At 58.8% G+C, this 17,828-nt stretch carries 20 protein-coding genes; 16 read left to right on the plus strand and 4 right to left on the minus strand.

Annotated features, from left to right (window positions below; all coding sequences use genetic code 11):
• The first annotated feature begins 21 nt into the window (after window positions 1-21).
• The 4 genes from rimJ (at window position 22) to murJ (ending at window position 3,880) form a co-directional block, all read left to right on the plus strand.
• On the plus strand, window positions 22-606 hold the full coding sequence (gene rimJ, locus SOM40_RS08355; RefSeq protein ID WP_106992712.1) for a ribosomal protein S5-alanine N-acetyltransferase: 585 nt from the start codon (window positions 22-24) through the stop codon (window positions 604-606).
• Window positions 607-615: 9 nt separating this feature from the next.
• Entirely contained in the window at window positions 616-1,266 is a 651-nt protein-coding gene (locus SOM40_RS08360) for a YceH family protein (RefSeq protein ID WP_320457067.1), read from the plus strand.
• Window positions 1,267-1,268: 2 nt separating this feature from the next.
• Window positions 1,269-2,192 (plus strand): Gfo/Idh/MocA family protein, encoded by a 924-nt coding sequence (locus SOM40_RS08365; protein ID WP_320457066.1) that lies wholly within the window; start codon window positions 1,269-1,271, stop codon window positions 2,190-2,192.
• A 152-nt stretch (window positions 2,193-2,344) separates the two neighbouring features.
• Window positions 2,345-3,880: a murein biosynthesis integral membrane protein MurJ gene (gene murJ / locus SOM40_RS08370; protein WP_225759076.1), complete on the plus strand. Its 1,536-nt coding sequence runs from the start codon at window positions 2,345-2,347 to the stop codon at window positions 3,878-3,880.
• Window positions 3,881-3,938: 58 nt separating this feature from the next.
• Here murJ and flgN read toward each other — a convergent pair whose 3' ends face one another.
• The 3 genes from flgN to flgA form a co-directional block, all read right to left on the minus strand.
• The gene (gene flgN / locus SOM40_RS08375; protein ID WP_106992716.1) at window positions 3,939-4,361 is read right to left on the minus strand and encodes a flagella biosynthesis chaperone FlgN; all 423 of its coding nucleotides are present in this window, start codon (window positions 4,359-4,361) and stop codon (window positions 3,939-3,941) included.
• A gap of 7 nt (window positions 4,362-4,368) precedes the next feature.
• A complete protein-coding gene (gene flgM / locus SOM40_RS08380; protein WP_166182135.1) occupies window positions 4,369-4,656 on the minus strand; it encodes a flagellar biosynthesis anti-sigma factor FlgM in 288 nt (95 codons plus the stop codon).
• A 93-nt stretch (window positions 4,657-4,749) separates the two neighbouring features.
• Entirely contained in the window at window positions 4,750-5,406 is a 657-nt protein-coding gene (gene flgA / locus SOM40_RS08385) for a flagellar basal body P-ring formation chaperone FlgA (RefSeq protein ID WP_225759075.1), read from the minus strand.
• A gap of 161 nt (window positions 5,407-5,567) precedes the next feature.
• Here flgA and flgB point away from each other — a divergent pair, with 161 nt between their 5' ends.
• The 11 genes from flgB (at window position 5,568) to flgL (ending at window position 15,475) form a co-directional block, all read left to right on the plus strand.
• Complete coding sequence (gene flgB, locus SOM40_RS08390; protein WP_032617531.1) at window positions 5,568-5,984, plus strand: flagellar basal body rod protein FlgB; 417 nt, start codon at window positions 5,568-5,570, stop codon at window positions 5,982-5,984.
• Between the two features lie 2 nt (window positions 5,985-5,986).
• Window positions 5,987-6,391 (plus strand): flagellar basal body rod protein FlgC, encoded by a 405-nt coding sequence (gene flgC / locus SOM40_RS08395; RefSeq protein ID WP_106992719.1) that lies wholly within the window; start codon window positions 5,987-5,989, stop codon window positions 6,389-6,391.
• Window positions 6,392-6,402: 11 nt separating this feature from the next.
• Window positions 6,403-7,107: a flagellar hook assembly protein FlgD gene (gene flgD, locus SOM40_RS08400; protein WP_106992720.1), complete on the plus strand. Its 705-nt coding sequence runs from the start codon at window positions 6,403-6,405 to the stop codon at window positions 7,105-7,107.
• Between the two features lie 26 nt (window positions 7,108-7,133).
• Window positions 7,134-8,396: a flagellar hook protein FlgE gene (flgE, locus tag SOM40_RS08405; RefSeq protein ID WP_312189819.1), complete on the plus strand. Its 1,263-nt coding sequence runs from the start codon at window positions 7,134-7,136 to the stop codon at window positions 8,394-8,396.
• 20 nt (window positions 8,397-8,416) lie between these two features.
• Window positions 8,417-9,172 (plus strand): flagellar basal body rod protein FlgF, encoded by a 756-nt coding sequence (locus SOM40_RS08410; protein WP_320457065.1) that lies wholly within the window; start codon window positions 8,417-8,419, stop codon window positions 9,170-9,172.
• A gap of 11 nt (window positions 9,173-9,183) precedes the next feature.
• Window positions 9,184-9,966: a flagellar basal-body rod protein FlgG gene (flgG, locus tag SOM40_RS08415; protein WP_032617536.1), complete on the plus strand. Its 783-nt coding sequence runs from the start codon at window positions 9,184-9,186 to the stop codon at window positions 9,964-9,966.
• A gap of 57 nt (window positions 9,967-10,023) precedes the next feature.
• The gene (flgH, locus tag SOM40_RS08420) at window positions 10,024-10,722 is read left to right on the plus strand and encodes a flagellar basal body L-ring protein FlgH (protein ID WP_320457064.1); all 699 of its coding nucleotides are present in this window, start codon (window positions 10,024-10,026) and stop codon (window positions 10,720-10,722) included.
• Window positions 10,723-10,734: 12 nt separating this feature from the next.
• Entirely contained in the window at window positions 10,735-11,832 is a 1,098-nt protein-coding gene (locus tag SOM40_RS08425; RefSeq protein ID WP_106992724.1) for a flagellar basal body P-ring protein FlgI, read from the plus strand.
• Window positions 11,832-12,785, plus strand: a complete 954-nt coding sequence (flgJ, locus tag SOM40_RS08430) for a flagellar assembly peptidoglycan hydrolase FlgJ (protein WP_166182140.1) — start codon at window positions 11,832-11,834, stop codon at window positions 12,783-12,785. The genes SOM40_RS08425 and flgJ overlap by 1 nt, the downstream gene beginning before the upstream one ends.
• Before the next feature lie 75 nt (window positions 12,786-12,860).
• Window positions 12,861-14,507 carry a flagellar hook-associated protein FlgK gene (gene flgK / locus SOM40_RS08435; protein WP_166182141.1) on the plus strand — a complete coding sequence of 549 codons (1,647 nt, stop codon included), beginning with the start codon at window positions 12,861-12,863 and terminating at the stop codon, window positions 14,505-14,507.
• A 14-nt stretch (window positions 14,508-14,521) separates the two neighbouring features.
• On the plus strand, window positions 14,522-15,475 hold the full coding sequence (gene flgL / locus SOM40_RS08440; RefSeq protein ID WP_106992727.1) for a flagellar hook-associated protein FlgL: 954 nt from the start codon (window positions 14,522-14,524) through the stop codon (window positions 15,473-15,475).
• An 80-nt stretch (window positions 15,476-15,555) separates the two neighbouring features.
• Here the strand turns inward: flgL and SOM40_RS08445 are convergent, their stop codons facing one another.
• Complete coding sequence (locus SOM40_RS08445; RefSeq protein WP_320457063.1) at window positions 15,556-16,770, minus strand: MFS transporter; 1,215 nt, start codon at window positions 16,768-16,770, stop codon at window positions 15,556-15,558.
• 109 nt (window positions 16,771-16,879) lie between these two features.
• On the opposite strand from SOM40_RS08445, the gene SOM40_RS08450 reads away from it, so the two are divergent.
• Window positions 16,880-17,818 carry a LysR family transcriptional regulator gene (locus SOM40_RS08450; protein ID WP_225759072.1) on the plus strand — a complete coding sequence of 313 codons (939 nt, stop codon included), beginning with the start codon at window positions 16,880-16,882 and terminating at the stop codon, window positions 17,816-17,818.
• Window positions 17,819-17,828 lie beyond the last annotated feature (10 nt).

Below are 17,828 nucleotides of genomic sequence, written 5' to 3' on the forward strand. Positions count from 1 at the left end.
TAACATGAAGGAGTTGTATCCATGTTTGGCTATCGCAGTAATGTGCCGAAAGTTCGCCTGACGACCGACCGGCTGGTGGTGCGTCTGGTGCACGAGCGTGATGCCTGGCGTCTGGCGGACTACTACGCTGAGAATCGTCAGTTTTTAAAACCCTGGGAACCCGTGCGGGATGAAAGCCACTGTTATCCTTCCGGCTGGCAGGCCCGGCTGAGCATGATTGCCGAGTTCCACAAGCAGGGCTCGGCGTTCTATTTTGCCCTGCTCGATCCGGAAGAGAAAGAGATCGTCGGGATCGCCAACTTCTCTAACGTGGTGCGGGGATCTTTTCACGCCTGCTACCTGGGCTACTCCATCGGACAAAAATGGCAGGGACAGGGGCTGATGTTTGAGGCCTTGACCACCGCTATCCGCTATATGCAGCGGACCCAGCATATGCACCGCATTATGGCCAACTACATGCCGCACAATCAGCGCAGCGGCGATCTGCTGGCACGCCTCGGGTTTGAAAAAGAGGGCTATGCCAAAGAGTACCTGCTGATTAACGGCGAATGGCGCGATCATGTCCTGACGGCGCTGACAACCAAAGAGTGGAGCGCGGGGCGCTAAGGAACAGAGATGAAATATCAGTTAACCGCCACAGAAGCGCGCGTTATCGGCTGCCTGCTGGAAAAACAGGTCACCACCCCGGAACAGTATCCGCTTTCGGTGAATGCGGTCACCCTGGCCTGCAATCAGAAGACCAACCGTGAGCCGGTGATGAACCTCGCCGAGCAGGAGGTGCAGGAGCAGCTTGATGCGCTGGTTAAGCGCCACTATCTGCGCACCGTCAGCGGCTTTGGCAATCGCGTCACCAAATATGAACAGCGTTTTTGCAACTCCGAGTTTGGTGCCCTTAAGCTGAACCCGGCCGAAGTGGCGCTCGTCGCCACCCTGCTGCTGCGCGGCGCGCAGACGCCGGGCGAGCTACGCACCCGGGCCGCGCGTATGCACGAGTTCGCGGATATGCAGGAGGTGGAGCAGGCGCTCGAGGGCCTTGCCGCCCGGGAAGATGGGCCTTTTGTCCTGCGTCTGGCCCGTGAGCCGGGCAAGCGCGAAAGCCGCTATATGCACCTCTTCAGCGGTGAGGTTGATACCGCCGTCACGACAGCCGAGGCTGCGGCTCCGGTCGCGGATGAGACCTTACTGGCCCGTGTTGAGGCGCTGGAAAATGAAGTCGAAGAATTGAAACAGCGACTCGATTCGCTGCTGGCACATCTGGGAGACTAACGGTGACAAAATTACGTGTAGGCGTTGTAGGGCTGGGCGGGATCGCCCAGAAAGCCTGGCTGCCGGTGCTGAGCGCCGCAACAGACTGGACGTTGCAGGGGGCCTGGTCGCCTTCGCGGGATAAGGCGCTGCGGATCTGCGAGTCCCTGCGCATGCCTTATTATGCGTCGTTACAGGATCTGGCCCGCGAGTGTGATGTGGTCTTTGTCCACACCTCCACAGTCACCCACTATCAGGTGGTCAGCGAGCTGCTGCACGCGGGCGTCCATGTCTGCGTCGATAAACCGCTGGCCGATAACCTGGCCGACGCCGAGCGGCTGATTGATCTCGCTGCCCAGAAGAAGCTCATCCTGATGGTCGGCTTTAACCGCCGCTTCGCGCCGCTCTATCAGCAGCTGAAAACCCAGCTGAACGGTGCGGCATCCCTGCGGATGGATAAACACCGCGCTGACAGCATCGGGCCCAACGATCTGCGCTTTACCCTGCTGGATGATTATCTGCACGTGGTGGACACCGCCCTGTGGCTGGCGGGCAATGATGCCCGGCTTACCGGCGGTACGCTGCAGACCAACGAGAACGGGGCGATGGTCTATGCCGAGCACCATTTCAGCGCCGGCAATATGCAGATCACTACCTCCATGCACCGCCGGGCGGGCAGCCAGCGGGAGTGGATCCAGGCGGTGACGGATGGCGCATTGCTGGACATTACCGATATGCGCGAGTGGCGCGAGGAGCGGGGGAGTGGCGTCGTTACGCCGGCCATCCCGGGCTGGCAAAGCACCCTTGAGCAGCGCGGCTTTGCGGGCTGCGCGCGTCACTTCATCGAATGCGTGCAAAATCAGACGGTTCCTGAAACCGCAGGCGAACAGGCGATCCGCGCCCAGCGCATCGTGGAGAAGCTCTGGCGCGAGGCCATGAGCGAATAACCTGCGGTAACATCTGCCCATAGCAATTCGCGTTTTTACGAGTAGACTAGGCGCGTTTATTGTCTTGTAGGCCGGGTAAGCGCAGCGCCACCCGGCGAGAATCACGCCTGCTTTGCAGGCGTTTTGCCGTCTGGTAGTGGAAATTCACGTTAATGAACCTATTAAAATCGCTGGCTGCCGTCAGCTCGATGACCATGTTTTCGCGCGTGCTGGGTTTTGCGCGCGACGCCATTGTGGCAAGGGTCTTTGGCGCAGGAATGGCGACTGACGCCTTTTTTGTTGCGTTTAAACTGCCTAACCTGCTGCGCCGTATCTTTGCCGAAGGCGCGTTCTCCCAGGCTTTTGTCCCCATTCTGGCGGAATACAAAAGCAAGCAGGGGGAAGACGCAACGAAGGTATTTGTCTCCTACGTCTCGGGATTGCTGACCCTCGCCCTGGCGATCGTCACGGTGATCGGCATGCTGGCGGCGCCCTGGGTGATCATGGTCACCGCGCCCGGCTTTGCCGATACCGCCGATAAATTTGCCCTGACCTCGCAGCTGCTGCGCATTACCTTCCCCTATATTCTGCTGATCTCGCTGGCGTCGCTGGCGGGGGCGATCCTTAACACCTGGAACCGCTTCTCGGTCCCGGCGTTTGCGCCAACGTTCCTCAACGTCAGCATGATCGGCTTTGCGCTGTTTGCCGCGCCGCACTTCCATCCGCCGGTGCTGGCCCTGGCCTGGGCGGTGACGGTGGGCGGGGTACTGCAGCTGGCGTATCAGCTGCCGCACCTGAAGAAGATCGGCATGCTGGTGCTGCCGCGCATTAACCTGCGCGATGCAGGGGCGATGCGGGTGGTGAAGCAGATGGGGCCGGCCATTCTTGGCGTCTCGGTGAGCCAGATTTCGCTGATCATCAACACCATCTTCGCCTCGTTCCTGGTCTCCGGTTCCGTCTCCTGGATGTACTACGCCGACCGACTGATGGAGTTCCCGTCCGGGGTACTGGGGGTGGCGCTGGGCACGATCCTGCTGCCGTCACTCTCCCGCAGTTTTGCCAGCGGCAACCAGGATGAGTACTGCCGACTGATGGACTGGGGGTTACGCCTCTGCTTCCTGCTGGCGCTGCCGAGTGCGGTGGCGCTGGGGATCCTCGCCAAACCGCTGGTGGTGTCCCTGTTCCAGTACGGGAAATTCAGCGCCTTCGATGCGCTGATGACCCAGCGGGCGCTGGTGGCTTACTCTGTCGGCCTGATGGGGTTGATTGTGGTGAAAGTGCTGGCCCCGGGCTTCTACTCGCGTCAGGACATCAAGACCCCGGTGAAGATCGCCATCGTGACCCTGATCATGACCCAGGTGATGAACCTGGCCTTTATCGGCCCGCTGAAGCATGCCGGTCTGTCCCTGTCCATCGGTCTGGCAGCCTGTCTGAATGCCGGGCTGCTCTACTGGCAGCTGAGAAAGCAGCAGATTTTCACCCCGCAGCCAGGCTGGACGAGCTTCCTGTTACGGCTGGTGATTGCGGTGCTGGTAATGGCTGCGGCGCTGGTGGGCATGCTTTACGTGATGCCGGACTGGGCGCTGGGCACCATGCCTTATCGTCTGCTGCGCCTGATGGCCGTAGTGGTGGTGGGTGTTGTGGCGTACTTCGCGACTCTCGCGGTGCTGGGCTTCAAAGTGAAAGAGTTCGCCCGCCGTACGGCGTAACGCAAAAAGGGGAGCGCCTGTCGGTGCTCCCCGTTCTCTGTCTATCTCATCCGGACAATCAGATCGAAAACTTCTTCCCGCCGCTGCGTGAGCTGGATGTCTGGCCATTGGCGCCATACAGTGCCGGCTCCTGATGCGGCTTCAGCACCTCCAGCGCCTGCTGGTTGCGGGTGATTTGCCCTTCAAGTAGCCAGCCGTTGTGCTGATTGAGGTCGCGCAGATGCTGAGTTTTTTCAGTAATCGTTTGCCAGCGTTCGGCGACATCATCATTGGCACTCTGGCGCGCGGACTGCTCGGTGCGCCGCTGCTGCTCCAGATAATCCAGCGTGGCCAGCAGGGAGCTTTTATCTTCGGTAATGCGCTGCAGCGCGCTGCCGTTCACATTCCCGGCAGAGAGCTGCTGTTGCTCGGCGTCCATTACCGTTTTCAGGTCGTTCAGGACGACCGTCATGTGATCCATTATTTCCGTCAGACGACTCATACGGCGATTACTCTAAGAAACTTTGCGCATCCTGGATCAGCGCGTCAGCGATTTTACTGGTATCCATTTTCAGCTCACCGTTACGGATCGCGGTTTTCAGCGCTTCAACACGTTCCATGTTGATATCGTTGCTGCCCGGCTGCATCAGTTTCGCCTGGGCATCGCTCAGCGTAACGCTGGTGCTGTCGGCCGCTGCTGATTTTTGCAGGCGCGTTTTTGGCGTTGCAGTCTCATTCATTTCGCGAGGCTGTACAGTGCTAACCGGCTTCAGGGGCGATGTACGATCAATGCTCATTGTGGTGTCCTCATCGAGGGTTGGCGGCGTAAGCGCCTGACATTATCATTTGTTAATGATTTATCGGCAGTCGCCGCATAATCTTTAAAAAGATTATAGGTTAATCAGAATATTCCCATCAGAATCGACGGTACCGCTCACAACCTGGCCTGAGGTCATCCTGACGCGGGCGTTTTGCGCAACGGCCGCATTGTTCAGGGCCTGGCCCTGGCTGTTAACGCTAAAGCCCTCGCCAGTGGCGATCACCATCACCCGCTGTCCGGCTTTGATCCGCCATGACTGGCGCAGCATCGACAGTTGCAGAGGTTGCCCGGGCACCAGATCGCGCAAGCTTACGGCGTTCTGCACCTGGTTGATATCCAGAATCGTGCGCGGCGGAAGCTGATCCAGTCTGCCGCGTTTCAGCGTCACGCTACCCGGCTGCAACGCCCCACCCCGGGGGATGTTTTGGGACGCGACAACATAATCGCCCGTCGCCTGAACTGCAACCTGTATAAACCGTTTTTCATTGTCACAGCGTGCCGTCACGCTCACGTTGCCCCACTGTCGGGTGTTGCCAGGGACGCTGAACTGAGGCGTTTCGCAGCCAGGGAGCATGCTGGCTGGCGTGCGGACCTGAACCGACACCTCATCGCTGAATCCTGCCAGTCGTTGGGCAAAAAACGCCGTCAGCTGACCATTCAGATCCTGCGCCTGAGAGAGGGAGCTCCAGAGGAGCAGGGTTGCGGTCACTCCACGTTTGAATGTCATATCGCCCGTTACCGTCGGATTACAGAATGAGCAGGATTCTACCTGTAGCGGGTGGGCATCAACGCAATAAATAGCGACGCATTTTGCGCTTATTCCGTCGATGACGGAGACGGGTTGAGATTTAAGCTATCCACTGAAATTTTGCCATCAGCGGAGGAGACATGCTCGATAAACTCGACGCCGCGCTACGTTTTCAGCAAGAAGCGCTCAACTTGCGTGCCCAGCGTCAGGAGATTCTGGCCGCCAATATCGCCAACGCCGATACCCCCGGGTTTCAGGCGCGTGATATCGATTTTTCCAGTGAATTAAAGAAAGTGATGGAGCGTGGCCGGGCCGAGAATAGCGGTGTTGCCCTTGCGCTGACCTCTGCACGTCATATTCCCGCAGAGACCGTCACTACCCCGAATACCGATTTACTTTATCGCATCCCGGATCAGCCATCCCTGGACGGTAATACCGTCGATATGGACCGGGAGCGTACGCAGTTCGCCGATAACAGCCTCAAGTACCAGATGGGGCTGACCGTTCTCGGCGGGCAGATTAAAGGCATGATGAGTGTTCTGCAGGGAGGCAACTAATAATGGCCTTACTCAATATCTTTGATATCGCGGGTTCCGCGCTGACCGCGCAATCCCAGCGTCTGAACGTTGCCGCCAGTAACATGGCGAACGCCGACAGCGTAACGGGCCCGGACGGTCAACCCTACCGCGCTAAGCAGGTGGTATTCCAGGTGGATGCTGCGCCGGGCGCGCAAACCGGCGGGGTAAAAGTGGCTAACGTGATCGAGAGCCAGGCGCCGGACAAACTGGTGTACGAGCCAGGCAACCCGCTGGCCGACGCCAGCGGCTACGTCAAAATGCCGAACGTGGATGTGGTTGGCGAGATGGTCAACACCATGTCGGCCTCCCGCAGCTACCAGGCCAACGTAGAAGTCCTGAATACCGTGAAGAGCATGATGCTTAAAACGCTCACCCTGGGCCAGTAAAGGAGAGATCAATGTCCATTGCAGTCAATGTAAATGACAGGACGGCTACCACTGGCGTCAGCGGCACCACCGGCAACAGCTCCCTCACCGGCAGCAATGCTTCCGATCTGCAGGGCAGCTTTCTGACCCTGCTGGTGGCACAGCTGAAAAACCAGGACCCGACTAACCCGATGCAGAACAACGAACTGACCACGCAGCTTGCGCAGATCAGTACGGTGAGCGGCATCGAGAAACTTAACACCACGCTGGGCTCTATTTCCGGGCAGATCGACAACAGCCAGTCGATGCAGGCCAGCACGCTGATTGGCCATGGCGTGATGATCCCGGGCTCTACCGTTCTGGCAGGCACCAGCGGTGCCGAAGGCTCGACCACCACCTCAACCACCCCGTTTGGTGTTGAGTTGCAGCAGAGCGCGGACAAAGTGACCGCCACCATCACCGATAAGACCGGTGCTGTGGTACGCACCATTGACATTGGCGAGCTGAAAGCGGGCGTCCATACCTTTACCTGGGACGGGACGGTAACCGATGGCAGCACGGCGCCAAACGGCTCTTACAACGTCGCGATTTCCGCCAGCAGCGGCAGCACGCAGCTGGTGGCACAGCCACTGCAGTTTGCGCTGGTGCAGGGTGTGATCCGCAGCGGCGGCGGTAACACGCTGGATCTCGGGACTTACGGTACCACCACGCTCGACGAAGTTCGGCAGATTATTTAAGCCCTAACATTTACCAGGAGTAACTCATGGCCTTTTCACAAGCGGTCAGCGGCCTGAATGCTGCAGCCACTAACCTCGACGTCATTGGTAACAACATTGCCAACTCCGCGACCTACGGCTTTAAGTCCGGTAGCGCGTCATTTGCGGATATGTTCGCCGGTTCCAAAGTCGGTCTGGGCGTAAAAGTCGCCGGGATCACCCAGGACTTTTCAGACGGTACCACCACCAACACCGGCCGCGGCCTGGATGTGGCCATCAGCCAGAACGGTTTCTTCCGTATGCTCGACAGTAACGGTTCGGTCTATTACAGCCGTAACGGCCAGTTCAGCCTGGACGAAAACCGTAACCTGGTGAACATGCAGGGCCTGCAGCTGACCGGCTTCCCGGCAGCAGGTAGCCCGCCGACGGTGCAGACCGGTGCCAACCCGCAGCCGATCACCATTCCTAATGACCTGATGTCCGCCAAAGCCACCAGCACCGCGGCGCAGCAGATCAACCTGAACTCCACTGACAGCGTGCCGAGCATTGCTTTTGACGCGACCAACGCCAACCCGGATTCAGACAGCTTCAACAAAAAAGGCACCATCACCGTTTACGACGAGCAGGGTAACGCCCACAACATGTATGTCTACTACGTGAAAACGGCAGACAACAAGTGGGATCTCTATACCCAGGACGGCAGCGTCACCAACGGTAAGATCAACAAGTCTGCACAGATGAGCTTCGACCCTAGCGGTAATCTGCAAGGTGTCTATAACTACAATGCTGCCGGCGTGCTGAGCGCTACCCCAAATGCCAACGCGTCTATCAACGTGACCACCGATCCGCTGAGCGGCGCGCTACCGGTGACCTTCTCCCTGAGCTTCCTGAACTCCATGCAGCAGAACACCGGGGCGAACAACATCGTGGCCACCAACCAGAACGGCTACAAGCCGGGCGACCTGGTGAGCTATCAGATCAACGATGACGGTACCGTGGTCGGCAACTACTCCAACGAACAAAGCCAGGTGCTGGGTCAGATCGTGATGGCGAACTTCGCCAACAACGAAGGCCTGCAGTCTGAAGGGAACAACGTCTGGTCTGCTACCCAGTCTTCGGGCGTGGCGCTGCTGGGCACCGCCGGTTCCGGTAACTTCGGTACCCTGACCAACGGCGCGCTGGAAGCCTCCAACGTCGACCTGAGTAAAGAGCTGGTCAATATGATCGTCGCGCAGCGTAACTATCAGTCGAACGCGCAGACCATCAAAACCCAGGATCAGATCCTCAACACGCTGGTTAACCTCCGCTAAGTGGCTGACGGGATAGCTTAATGGATCACGCAATATATACCGCGATGGGCGCTGCCAGTCAGACGCTCAATCAGCAGGCAGTCACCGCCAGTAACCTGGCGAACGCCTCGACGCCGGGTTTCCGTGCGCAGCTCAATGCCATGCGCGCCGTCCCGGTGGAAGGCCTTACCCTGCCGACGCGTACGCTGGTAACGGCATCGACGCCGGGCGCCGACATGACGCCAGGGCAGATGGACTACACCTCGCGCCCGCTCGACGTGGCGCTGCAGCAGGACGGCTGGCTGGCAGTTCAAACCGCCGACGGCAGCGAAGGCTACACCCGTAACGGGAATATCCAGGTGGATGCGGTCGGACAACTGACCATCCAGGGACATCCGGTTATCGGTGAAGGCGGCCCGATCGCCGTACCGGAAGGCTCGGAGATCACCATCGCGGCAGACGGGACCATCTCGGCCCTGAACCCTGGCGATCCGCCGAACACCGTGGCACCGGTTGGCCGCCTGAAGCTGGTCAAAGCCGAAGGTTTTGAAGTGCAGCGTGGCGACGACGGTATGTTCCGTCTGACCCAGGCGGCGCAGGCCACCCGTGGCGCCACCTTACAGACTGACCCGACCATTCGCGTCATGTCTGGCGTGCTGGAAGGCAGCAACGTTAAGCCGGTCGCGGCGATGACCGACATGATCGCCAGCGCGCGCCGTTTTGAAATGCAGATGAAGGTGATCTCCAGCGTTGATGAAAACGCCGGTCGCGCCAACCAGCTGCTGTCAATGAGTTAACAGGACACCTTATGATCAGTTCTTTATGGATCGCGAAAACCGGCCTCGACGCACAGCAAACCAATATGGATGTCATCGCCAACAACCTGGCGAACGTGAGCACCAATGGGTTTAAACGTCAGCGTGCGGTTTTCGAAGATTTGCTTTACCAGACCATCCGCCAGCCAGGTGCCCAGTCGTCTGAACAGACCACGCTGCCATCCGGTCTGCAGATCGGTACCGGTGTTCGTCCTGTCGCGACCGAACGTCTGCACAGTCAGGGCAACCTGTCCCAGACCAACAACAGCAAAGACGTGGCGATCAAAGGCCAGGGCTTCTTCCAGGTGCAGCTGCCGGACGGAACCTCGGCTTACACCCGTGACGGTTCGTTCCAGGTGGATCAGAACGGCCAGCTGGTAACGGCGGGCGGTTTCCAGGTGCAGCCAGCGATCACCATTCCGGCGAACGCCCTGAGCATCACCATCGGGCGTGACGGGATCGTGAGCGTGACCCAGCAGGGTCAGGCCGCTCCGGTGCAGGTCGGCCAGCTTAACCTGACCACCTTCATGAACGACACCGGTCTGGAAAGCATCGGTGAGAACCTGTACATCGAAACCCAGTCCTCCGGTGCGCCGAATGAGAGCACGCCAGGGCTGAACGGTTCAGGTCTGCTGTATCAGGGGTATGTGGAAACCTCAAACGTCAACGTCGCGGAAGAGCTGGTGAATATGATCCAGGTTCAGCGTGCGTACGAAATTAACAGTAAAGCAGTGTCGACGACCGACCAGATGCTGCAGAAACTGACGCAACTCTAAGGTGTAGTCCGGTGTGGTTTACGCTGCACCGGCTCCCTGTTTTCGAAGATGAAGGCAATGCAAAAACTCGCGGCGATTCGTTATCCGATAGTGACCCTCCTGGCCGTTACCCTGACCGGTTGCGCCTGGGTTCCGTCTCAACCTCTGGTGCAGGGTGCGACTTCCGCCCAACCCACTCCTGGCCCGACGCCGGTCGCGAATGGCTCTATTTTCCAGACAGCGCAGCCGATTAACTACGGTTATCAGCCGATGTTTGAAGACCGTCGCCCACGTAATATCGGTGATACGCTGACCATTCAGCTGCAGGAAAACGTCAGCGCCAGCAAGAGCTCTTCAGCGAATGCCAGCCGCGACGGGAAAACCAATTTTGGCTTTGACACCGTGCCGCGTTACCTCGAAGGGCTCTTCGGTAATGCCCGTGCCGATGTCGAGACCTCTGGCGGCAACTCCTTTAACGGTAAAGGCGGCGCCAATGCCAGCAACACCTTTAGCGGCACCCTGACGGTGACTGTGGACCAGGTGCTGGCGAACGGCAATTTACATGTCGTGGGTGAAAAACAGATCGCCATCAATCAGGGCACTGAGTTCATTCGCTTCTCCGGTGTGGTTAACCCTCGCACCATCAGCGGCTCCAACACCGTACCGTCCACTCAGGTGGCCGATGCGCGCATTGAGTACGTCGGCAACGGCTACATCAATGAAGCGCAAAATATGGGCTGGTTGCAGCGTTTCTTCCTTAATTTATCGCCGATGTAAGCGAGGTGACCTATGTTTAAATCCCTCTTCGGGATCCTGTTGGTGCTGGTGGCAACCGTTGTCCACGCCGACCGTATCCGCGATCTCACAAGCGTTCAGGGCGTGCGGGAAAACTCACTGATCGGTTACGGCCTGGTGGTCGGGCTGGACGGCACGGGTGACCAGACGACCCAGACCCCGTTCACTACCCAGAGCCTGAACAACATGCTCTCCCAGCTCGGCATCACGGTGCCGGCCGGGACCAACATGCAGCTGAAAAACGTGGCGGCCGTTATGGTTACCGCCTCCTACCCGGCCTTTTCCCGCCAGGGGCAAACCATCGACGTGGTGGTCTCCTCCATGGGTAACGCGAAAAGCCTGCGTGGCGGTACGCTGCTGATGACCCCGCTGAAAGGGGTGGATAGCCAGGTGTATGCTCTCGCCCAGGGTAATATTCTGGTCGGCGGGGCAGGTGCGTCCGCAGGCGGCAGCAGCGTGCAAGTTAACCAGCTTAACGGCGGCCGTATCACCAACGGGGCGATCATTGAGCGTGAACTGCCGACCCAGTTCGGGGCCGGGAACACCATCAACCTGCAGCTGAACGACGACGATTTCACCATGGCGCAGCAGATCGCGGACACCATTAACCGCGGTCGCGGCTATGGCAGCGCCACGGCGCTGGACGCCCGCACCGTGCAGATTCGCGTCTCCAGCGGCGGCAGCAATCAGGTGCGCCTGCTGGCGGACATCCAGAACATGGAAGTCAACGTTACGCCGCAGGATGCCAAAGTGATCATCAACTCCCGTACCGGCTCGGTGGTGATGAACCGTGAAGTGACCCTGGACAACTGTGCCGTGGCGCAAGGCAACCTTTCGGTCACCGTTAACCGCTCGGCTAACGTCAGCCAGCCGGATACGCCGTTTGGCGGCGGTGAAACCGTAGTCACACCGCAGACCCAGATTGATATGCGTCAGAGTGGTGGCTCACTGCAGAGCGTGCGCTCCAGCGCCAACCTGAACAACGTGGTGCGTGCGCTGAATGCGCTGGGCGCAACTCCAATCGATCTGATGTCGATTCTGCAATCCATGCAGAGTGCAGGCTGCCTGCGCGCCAAAGTGGAAATTATCTGATGCTGACCGATAGCAAACTGCTGAGCAGCGCGGCCTGGGATACCCAGTCGCTCAACGACCTGAAAGCCAAAGCGGGCAAAGATCCGGCGGGTAATATCCGCCCGGTGGCCCGCCAGGTGGAGGGGATGTTTGTCCAGATGATGCTGAAAAGCATGCGTGAGGCGCTGCCGAAAGACGGCATCTTCAGCAGCGATTCAACCCGTCTGTACACCAGCATGTATGACCAGCAGATTGCGCAGCAGATGACCTCCGGTAAAGGACTCGGGCTGGCGGATGTGATCGTCAAGCAGATGGCGGCCGCCCAGGGCGTGCCGCCGGAAGAGGCCCCGCAGCAGGTGCCGATGAAGTTCGATCTCGAAAAGGTGACCAGCTATCAAAACCAGGCCCTGACGCAGATGGTGCGCAAAGCCGTGCCGAAAGCGCCAGAAAGTAACGACGAACCGCTCACCGGGGACAGCAAAGACTTCCTGGCCCAGCTCTCGCTGCCGGCGCGTCTCGCCAGCCAGCAGAGCGGGGTGCCGCATCACCTGATTCTGGCCCAGGCGGCGCTGGAATCCGGCTGGGGGCAACGGCAGATCCGGCGTGAGAACGGCGAGCCAAGCTTCAACATCTTTGGCGTGAAGGCCACGGGAAGCTGGAAAGGGCCAACCACCGAGATCACCACCACCGAATATGAAAACGGTGAAGCGAAGAAAATTAAAGCGAAGTTCCGCGTCTACAGCTCGTATCTGGAGGCGCTTTCAGACTATGTCGGGGTGCTGAGCCGTAACCCACGCTATGCGGCAGTGACCCAGGCCGCAACGGCAGAGCAGGGCGCGCAGGCGTTGCAGAACGCGGGCTACGCCACCGATCCGCAGTACGCCCGCAAGCTGACCAGCATGATCCAGCAGCTAAAAGCGATGGGTGAGAAAGTCAGCAAAGCCTACAGCAACGATATCGAAAATCTGTTCTGAAAGTTCTCAAGTCCGGCTGGGGGCTGCCGATAATCTCCAGCAGGACTCGTGTCTGAAAGTATAAAAGGAACCCCCATGTCCAGTTTGATCAACAGCGCCATGAGTGGCCTCAGCGCGGCACAGGCTGCGCTGAATACCGCCAGTAATAACATTTCAAGCTACAACGTGGCGGGTTATACCCGTCAGACCACGGTGCTGAGCGCCTCAAACAGCACCCTGACAGGCGGCGGTTGGGTTGGCAACGGCGTGTATGTCTCCGGGGTACAGCGCGAATATGATTCATTCATTACCAACCAGCTGCGCGCCGCGCAGAACCAGAGCAGTGCCCTGACCACCCGCTACCAGCAGATGTCTAAAATTGACGACGTACTGTCCGGTAGCACCAACAGCCTGGCCACCACCCTGCAGGACTTCTTCGGCAGCCTGCAGACCCTGGTCAGCAACGCCGAAGATCCGGCAGCGCGCCAGACGGTGCTGGGCAAGGCCGCTGGCCTGGTGAACCAGTTCAAGGTCAACGATCAGTACCTGCGCGATCAGGATAAGCAGATCAATATCGCGATCGGCACCAGCGTTGAGCAGATCAACAACTACGCCAAACAGATTGCTAACCTGAACGATCAGATCTCCCGTCTGACCGGCGTAGGTGCCGGGGCGTCCCCGAACAACCTGCTCGATCAGCGTGACCAGCTGGTGAGCGAGCTGAACCAGATCGTCGGCGTCGAAGTCGCGGTCCAGGATGGCGGCACCTATAACGTCTCCTTTGGCAATGGCTATAACCTGGTTCAGGGCAGCACCTCCAACCAGCTGGCGGCCGTGAAGTCCAGCGCCGATCCGTCCCGTACCACGGTGGCGTTTGTTGACGGCACCTCGGGCCCGGTGGAGATCCCGGAAAAACTGCTGACCAACGGCTCACTGGGCGGGATGTTAACCTTCCGTACCGAAGAGCTCGACACCGCGCGCAACACCCTTAACCAGCTGGCGCTCTCCTTCGCTAACGCGATGAATACCCAGCACGCAAAGGGCTTTGACACAGAAGGTGATGCCGGCGGCAAATTATTTGATATTGGTGCGCCAGCGGTGCTGGGCAACAGCAAAAATAGCGGTTCGGCCGCCGTCACCGCGACGGTAAACCCTGCAGAAAGCGCTAAAGTGCAGGCCACCGACTACAAGATGGAGTTTGATGGCTCCAGCTGGAAAATCACCCGTCTGTCTGATAAAACCACGGTCAATGCCACCAATGACGGTAACGGCAACCTATCCTTCGATGGCCTGACGGTTAACGTATCGGGCGCGGCAAACAATAAAGACAGCTTTATCGTGAAGCCTGTCGCCAATGCCATCGTCAATATGGATCTGGCGATCAGCGATGAGTCAAAACTGGCGCTGGCCTCTGACCCAACCGGTGGTGAAAGTGATAACCGTAACGGTCAGGCGCTGCTGGATCTGCAGAAGAGCAAAGAGGTTGGCGGCAACAAAACCTTTAACGATGCCTACGCCTCTCTGGTGAGTACCGTCGGCAGCAAAACCGCGACGCTGAAAACCAGCAGTACCACTCAGGCAAACGTGACGACGCAGCTGAGCAACCAGCAGCAGTCGATCTCCGGGGTTAACCTCGATGAAGAGTACGGCAACCTGCAGCGTTTCCAGCAGTACTATCTGGCCAATGCCCAGGTGCTGCAAACCGCCAGCACGCTCTTCGACGCGTTAATTAATATTCGCTAAGGCCGAGGTCAACGATGCGTATTAGCACCCAGATGATGTATCAGCAGAACATGCGTGGGATCACCGATTCCCAGAGCAAGTGGCTGAGTTACGGTGAGCAGATGTCCACCGGTAAACGTGTAAACCGTCCCTCTGACGATCCAATCGCTGCGTCTCAGGCCGTAGTGTTGTCCCAGGCGCAGTCGGAGAACAGCCAGTTCAAGCTGGCCCGCTCTTTTGCCACCCAGAAAGCCTCTCTTGAAGACAGCGTGTTAAGTCAGGTGACGACGGCCATCGCTTCCGTACAGGAAAAAATGGTTTATGCGGGTAACGGCACCCTCAGTGACGACGACCGTATGTCACTTGCCGCTGACCTGAAGGGTATTCGCGATCAGCTCATGAACCTGGCTAACTCGACCGACGGCAATGGACGTTCTATTTTCGCCGGGTATAAGACTGAATCTCCGGCTTTCGATGCGGAGACGGGTGACTACCTGGGCGGGGATGTCCCGATCTACCAGCAGGTGGATTCCGCCAGAAACATGATGATTAGCCATACCGGTAAGCAGGTGTTCGAAAGCATTACCAGTAATGCTGAAGAAGTCCCGGGTGGCGGCTATGGGCAGACCAATCTGTTCAAAACGCTGGATACGGCTATCGCGGCAATGAAAGCCCCGGTTGATGATGATCCTGTCGCGGCACAAGCCCTGACAGATGCCCTGACCACTGCCGGTGTGAGCATCAAAAACACGCAGAACAACATTCTGACCGTGGTTGCTGATGTGGGTACCAAGCTGAAAGAGCTGGATAATTTAGACTCACTGGGGGAAGACCGTACGTTAAGTCAGACCCAGCAGATGAGCGATCTCATTGACGTTGACTGGAACGCAGCGATCTCCTCATACACCATGCAGCAGGCGGCCCTTCAGGCATCCTATAAAGCGTTCAGCGATATGCAGGGTATGTCTCTGTTCCAGCTCAACAGATAACAGTTTTGACCTTTGGACATGACTTGAAACTGGTTATGTTCTGTGTGCCCAATCCGTTCTCGCGGATTGGGCTTTTTTTTTCAGGAATTCTGCATTACCGAGGTGCTGGTGCGGGCGCTTTCTGCCAGACGGATAGCCAGCGCTATGCCTGCGGTCACCGTCGCCAGGGCAACCACGCCCGGCCAGCCTGCCATCGTATACAGCTGACTACCCAGCGCCGAACCCAGCGCCATCCCGATAAACACGCCGGTGAAGAGCAGGGCGTTCAGGCGACCACGTGCCTGCGGCTCAAGGCCATAAACCAGGTTCTGATGGGCGACCAGACTTGACTGCAGACCGAGATCAAAGCCTATGGCGGAGACAGCAATCAGGATCAACTGGCCGTGTACCCCGAGGGCGGGCATCAGGAACATCAGGGCGAAGGAGACGGTCACCAGCGCGGCACCGAGCTGGGTGACTTTACCGGCACCGAGTTTATCGGCCAGACCACCTGCCAGCGGCGCTGCAAGCGCGCCTGCGGCACCGGCAATACCGTATCCACCGGCGACCGCACTGCCCAGCTGATAGTGTTCCATCAGCATCACCGCCAGCGTGGACCAGAAGGCGCTGAAGGCAATAGAGAGGAAGCCCTGGGCCAGCGCGGCACGACGCAGCGCCGGGTAGCGACGCCACAGGTGCGCCATGGAGCGCATCAGTTCCGGATAACGCAGATTCGACGGCACCGCGAAGCGAGGCAAAATCAACCACATCATGGCGGCAAGGATCGCAATGCTGCCCGCGGCCAGCTGATACATGACGCGCCAGCCAAAGGCTTCACCCACCACGCCGCTCACCGTACGGGAGAGCAGGATCCCCAGCAACAGGCCGGTCATCACTGTTCCGACAGTTTTGCCCTGTTTGCCAGCCGGGGCCAGAATAGCGGCCGCCGGAACGATATCCTGCGCCATGGTGGCCGCCATCCCAATCAGCAGGCTGACCAGCAGCAGGGAGTGGATCTGTCCTGTCAGGCTACAGGCCAGCAGCAGCCCCGCCAGGGCGATGCTTTTTATCACTATCAGTGTGCGACGGTCATAGCGATCGCCCAGCGGCAGCAGAAAAAGGATCCCCAGCGCGTAGCCTGCCTGGGTAAGCGTTGGCACCATCCCCATCCCTTCAATGCTGAGATGCAGATCGGCCCCCATCAGCGGCAGCAGCGGCTGAGCATAGTAGATGGAAGCGACGCTGAAGCCTGCGCCGATGGCGAGGATAAAAATGACCCAACGGCTGACGGCTGGGGTTAAGGTGCTGGTGTTCATATGCAGTTCCTCATTTCGGGTGTGTCGCTATTCTTTACCAGCCCGACTTGCGGTGGTAGCCGGCACAGTGCTAAAACACTTATACGTGTAACGTATAACCGGATAAATCATGAAACGTTCAGAGCGTATAGACAGGGTCGAACTGATGCGAACCTTCGTGCGCATCATTGAGACAGGCTCCCTTTCTGCCGCCGCCGTGCAGATGGCAACGACCCAGGCCACCGTGAGCCGTCGCCTGCAATCGCTGGAGACGCTGCTCGGCGTACGTCTGATCCTGCGCACCACCCATGCCATGAAGCTGACCGATGATGGCGAACGCTGCTATCAGCATGCCCGACGGGTGATTGACAGCTGGCATGCGCTGGAGGATGAAGTCGGGCAGACAGAAGATGAACCGGTGGGGGTGCTTCGCGTTCGCGCCCCGCATGCCTTCGGGCAGGAGCAGTTGCTGGAGCCGTTAACGGCGTTTCTGCTGCGCTATCCTCGGTTGAACGTGGAGTGGATGCTCAATGACCGCTCGGCCGATTTCCTGAGTGACAATATCGACTGTGCCATCCGGGTAGGGGCGGAGATCGACCCGGGTACGGTGTCGGTATTACTGGCCGAGGTTCCGCGCAGTATTGTGGCCTCGCCGGAACTGCTCGCACGTCATGCTCCGGTTGATAAGCCAGAAGATCTCTCTGCGCTGCCCTGGGTGGCACTCAATACCTTTTATCGTCAGCACGTAGAGCTGTTCCACGCGGGAGCGCCACAACCGCTGCGGGTGGCTATTTCACCGCGGCTGAGTACCGACAGCCTGTACGTGGCGCGTAAAAGCGCATTAACCGGGCTGGGGGTAGCGGTGGTATCAAGCTGGACAGTGGAAGCCGACATTCGTGAGGGCAGGCTGGTACATCTGTTGCCTGCCTGGCAGCCGGCCGCGTTGCCGGTGCATCTGGTCTATCCGTGGTCACGGTATTACCCGGCACGTCTGCGCCGCTTTCTGGAGATGATGCGAGAGGTGATGCCTGAAATCGCCGGCATGCGCAGGCCTGAACAGAGGCAATAAAAAAGCCGAC

Source organism: Leclercia sp. CFBP8987, from assembly GCF_034044995.2.
Taxonomy (GTDB): Bacteria; Pseudomonadota; Gammaproteobacteria; order Enterobacterales; family Enterobacteriaceae; genus Enterobacter; species Enterobacter tamurae.